This window comes from Kineosporia sp. A_224 (genome assembly GCF_002198655.1).
Taxonomy (GTDB): domain Bacteria; phylum Actinomycetota; class Actinomycetes; order Actinomycetales; family Kineosporiaceae; genus R-H-3.
On sequence record NZ_MWLN01000010.1, the window covers coordinates 1 to 3,431 of the forward strand.

Genomic DNA, 3,431 nt, shown 5'->3' on the forward strand with positions numbered 1-3,431 from the left:
CCGTCCGCCCGTCGGACCTCGTGCTGCCCCGCCCCGCCGACCCGGCCGCCGCGCTCCCCGCGGCCGTCGAGGTCGACGTCCCCGGGGTGACCCCGTTCGTCACCGCGAACCGCGACTTCTACCGCGTCGACACGGCGCTCACCGTGCCGCGGGTCGACGCCGGCACGTGGCGGCTGCGGCTGCACGGCCTCGTCGAGCGCGAGGTGACGCTGTCCCTGGACGACGTCCTCACCGGGCCGCTCGTCGAGCGGACCATGACGCTCACCTGCGTGTCGAACGAGGTCGGCGGCCGGCTCGCCGGGACCTCCCGCTGGCTCGGCCTGCCGTTGAAGTCGTTGCTGGAGAAGGCCGGCCCGCTGCCGGACGCCGACATGGTGCTCTCGACGAGCGCCGACGGGTTCACCGCCTCGACACCGCTCGCCGCGCTCCTCGACGGCCGGGACGCGCTCCTCGCCGTCGGCATGAACGGGTCGCCGCTGCCGGTCGACCACGGCTTCCCGGCGCGGATGATCGTGCCCGGTCTCTACGGGTACGTCAGCGCGACGAAGTGGGTCGTCGACCTCGAGGTGACCCGCTTCGACCGCGCCACCGCCTACTGGACCCGGCGCGGCTGGGCCGCCCAGGCCCCGGTCCGCACCTTCTCCCGGATCGACGTGCCCGCCTCGTTCGCGCAGGTCCCGGCCGGCCGGACGGCGGTCGCCGGGGTCGCGTGGGCCCAGCACCGCGGCGTGGACACGGTCGAGGTCCGGGTCGACGGCGGGCCCTGGCAGCCCGCGACGCTCGGTGCCGTCCCCAGTCTCGACACCTGGCGGCAGTGGGTCTTCGCCTGGGACGCCGAGCCCGGCCAGCACACCCTCGAGGTCCGCGCGACCGACGCCACCGGTGACGCCCAGCCGCAGACCCGCAGACCTCCGAGACCGGACGGCGCGACCGGCTGGCACTCGGTCGTCGTCCGGGTCGGCTGACCCGCACCCTCCGGCCACCGGCCGGAACCCGTTCTGCCCCATCGCGTGCACCCGCACGCGCCGACCACCCCTGCCCGGACCTCCCGGGCCGGGTCACCACGAAGAAGGGTCCGATCCCGATGCGCTCCTCCTCCCGCACCATGCGTCGCGCCGTCGTCCTCCCCGCGCTCGCCGTCTTCGCCCTCGGCACCGCGGCGTGCGGCGGCGGCTCGTCCGGCACGACGACGGAGTCGGCCGCGGCCGCCCCGTCCTCGAGCGCGATGTCGCCGTCCATGACGGAGTCGCCGTCGATGTCGTCCTCGGCCGCCATGGCCGGCCCGGTCGGCCCCGGCTGCGCCGACTATGCGAAGGCCGTCCCGAGCGGCGCCGGCTCCGTGTCCGGCATGGCCCAGGACCCGGTCGCCACCGCGGCGTCGAACAACCCGCTCCTCACGACGCTCGTGTCGGCGGTCAGCGGCAAGCTCAACCCGAAGGTCAACCTCGTCGACACGCTCAACGGCGGCGAGTTCACGGTGTTCGCGCCGGTCGACGACGCCTTCAAGAAGGTGCCGGCGGCGACGATCGACAAGCTCAAGACGGACGACAAGCTCCTCACCTCGGTGCTCACGTACCACGTCGTCCCGGGCCGCCTCACCCCCGAGCAGGTCGTCGGCATGCAGAAGACCGTCGAGGGCGACTCGGTCGACGTCAAGGGCACGCCCGAGGCCCTGACCGTCAACGGCGCCAACGTCATCTGCGGCGGCGTCCAGACCGCCAACGCCACCGTCTACCTCATCGACGGCGTGCTCACCCCGAAGTCCTGACCGTGACGTCGCACCGCTGAACCCCGCGGCGCGCCGTCCCGAGACGGCGCGCCGCGGACCTCGGCGGTGACACGACACCCGGACCCATCCACGACCCGCCCCGCTCCGAACCGTGTGCAGTGCCGGGTCCGGCACCCCGCAGGACACCCCTGCGCCGGGGTGCGTCGCTGGGGCTGAGGGGCGCCCAGCGGCGCGTGCCCCCGTCCACCACCAGGTGGGCGGGGGCACTCCCGTGCCCGGCGCCGTCCGGCCGCCTCCCCGTTCGTCACAAGAGCGCTCCAACGCACGACACGCCGCGCTCGGGTGCGCTTCCTTTGTTCTGCGGTACGCCGGCTCCTACCGACGTGACGGACGCCGCCGCCCCGCGCGGTCGGCGCGGATCGCTGCGGCCGACCAGATCAGACCCGCGGCGAACCGGGTCCGCTCCCTGCCCGCGGGCAGCGCGGCGAGATCCCCGAACCACTCGACGCGGTACCGGTCGCGCAGCCCCGGCGGCAGGAGCCGGACGGCGCGGTCGAGCAGGCGTGACGTCCTACCGTCGACGAGTGCCCAGGACCGCGTGGGGCCGGGCGGGAAGCCGCTGCCCACGACGACGCCGGCGAGGGCCGCCGTAGACCGGGTCTGCAGCTCGCCGCAGACATCGCGTAACCCGAGGGCGACCGCGACCGGGGCGATGACGTCGAGGGTCTGACGCGCCTTCAGCACGACTAGCTCCTGCGGGACCGCCTTCCACGTCCGGGCGTTGTGCAGCCGGTCGGCGACCTTGATGGTCCCCACCGCCCGCCCGGTGCGGGTGCAGAGTCTGCCGACGGCGCGGGACCGGGCCAGCCGGTGCCCGGCGCGGAGGTGCTCGTGCCCTTCGACGAGCCGGGCGACCCACGCTCCGGCGACGTCGCGAACGTCGGCGGTCGTCACGCCGTCCTGGAGGACGTCGTGCAGGAGCCCTGCGACGACGACGTCCGTCGGCCGGTCCCACGTGACGAGGAGCAGGGCGACGGCGACAGGGTGCGTGACGTACGGGTCCCCGCTCCGGCGAACACGGCCCTGGTGGGCGTGGGCGGCGAGGGCGTGGGCGGCGTCCAGCCGGTCGAGAGCGTCGGCGTCGTGGCGTGCGGCCATCGCGGCCCGCAGTTCGGCGTAGGTCTCGCCCGGCCGCCGCGTCATGGCGTCGTGAGCTCCGGCCGCGTCAGGCCGATGCTGCGCTGCAGCCGCTGCCGCTCGGCACGGGCGACGCTCTCGCCGGGCCCCGTCAGCCGGTAGAGCCGACGTGGTGGCCGCCCGACCTGAGCCGGGTCGACGTCCTCGAGGTGCGACGTCGCCCAGCCATTGTCCTCGAACCGCTTGAGCAGGGGGTAGACGGTGCCGGGCAGCAGGTCCAGACGCTTGCACAGGTCGAGCCCGTACCGCTCTGCCATCGGGTCCTCGAGCAGGACGGCGAGCAGCTCCACCGCCTGCACCGAGAGTCGCCGCTGTCGAGGAGTCATGCTCATAACTCTATATAGCCAACTGGCTGCCCGGTCCTGAGCCGCCAGGCTGCGCCGCCGGCCGTACCGCAGAACACAGGAACGGCCCGCGAACGCGGCGTGTCGCCCGTTGGAGCGCTCTTGTGACGAACTGGGGTGCGTTGGGGCTTGGGCGGTCGGCGATGGCGGTCGGCGATGGC

4 protein-coding genes are annotated in these 3,431 nt (G+C 74.4%); 2 read left to right on the forward strand and 2 right to left on the reverse strand.

Annotation, left to right across the window (positions count from 1 at the left end):
- Positions 1 to 965 (forward strand): molybdopterin-dependent oxidoreductase (locus tag EDJALFJO_RS00205; RefSeq protein ID WP_158220238.1); only part of this gene is annotated, 965 nt, incomplete at its 5' end.
- A 119-nt stretch (positions 966 to 1,084) separates the two neighbouring features.
- Positions 1,085 to 1,768: a fasciclin domain-containing protein gene (locus EDJALFJO_RS00210; protein ID WP_088281018.1), complete on the forward strand. Its 684-nt coding sequence runs from the start codon at positions 1,085 to 1,087 to the stop codon at positions 1,766 to 1,768.
- A gap of 336 nt (positions 1,769 to 2,104) precedes the next feature.
- On the opposite strand, the gene EDJALFJO_RS00215 is transcribed toward EDJALFJO_RS00210, so the two are convergent.
- Together EDJALFJO_RS00215 and EDJALFJO_RS00220 are read right to left on the reverse strand one after the other, a co-directional pair.
- Entirely contained in the window at positions 2,105 to 2,932 is an 828-nt protein-coding gene (locus EDJALFJO_RS00215; RefSeq protein ID WP_088281020.1) for an HD domain-containing protein, read from the reverse strand.
- Entirely contained in the window at positions 2,929 to 3,252 is a 324-nt protein-coding gene (locus EDJALFJO_RS00220) for a PadR family transcriptional regulator (protein WP_088281024.1), read from the reverse strand. Before EDJALFJO_RS00220 ends, EDJALFJO_RS00215 begins: the two co-directional genes overlap by 4 nt.
- Between the last annotated feature and the right edge of the window lie 179 nt (positions 3,253 to 3,431).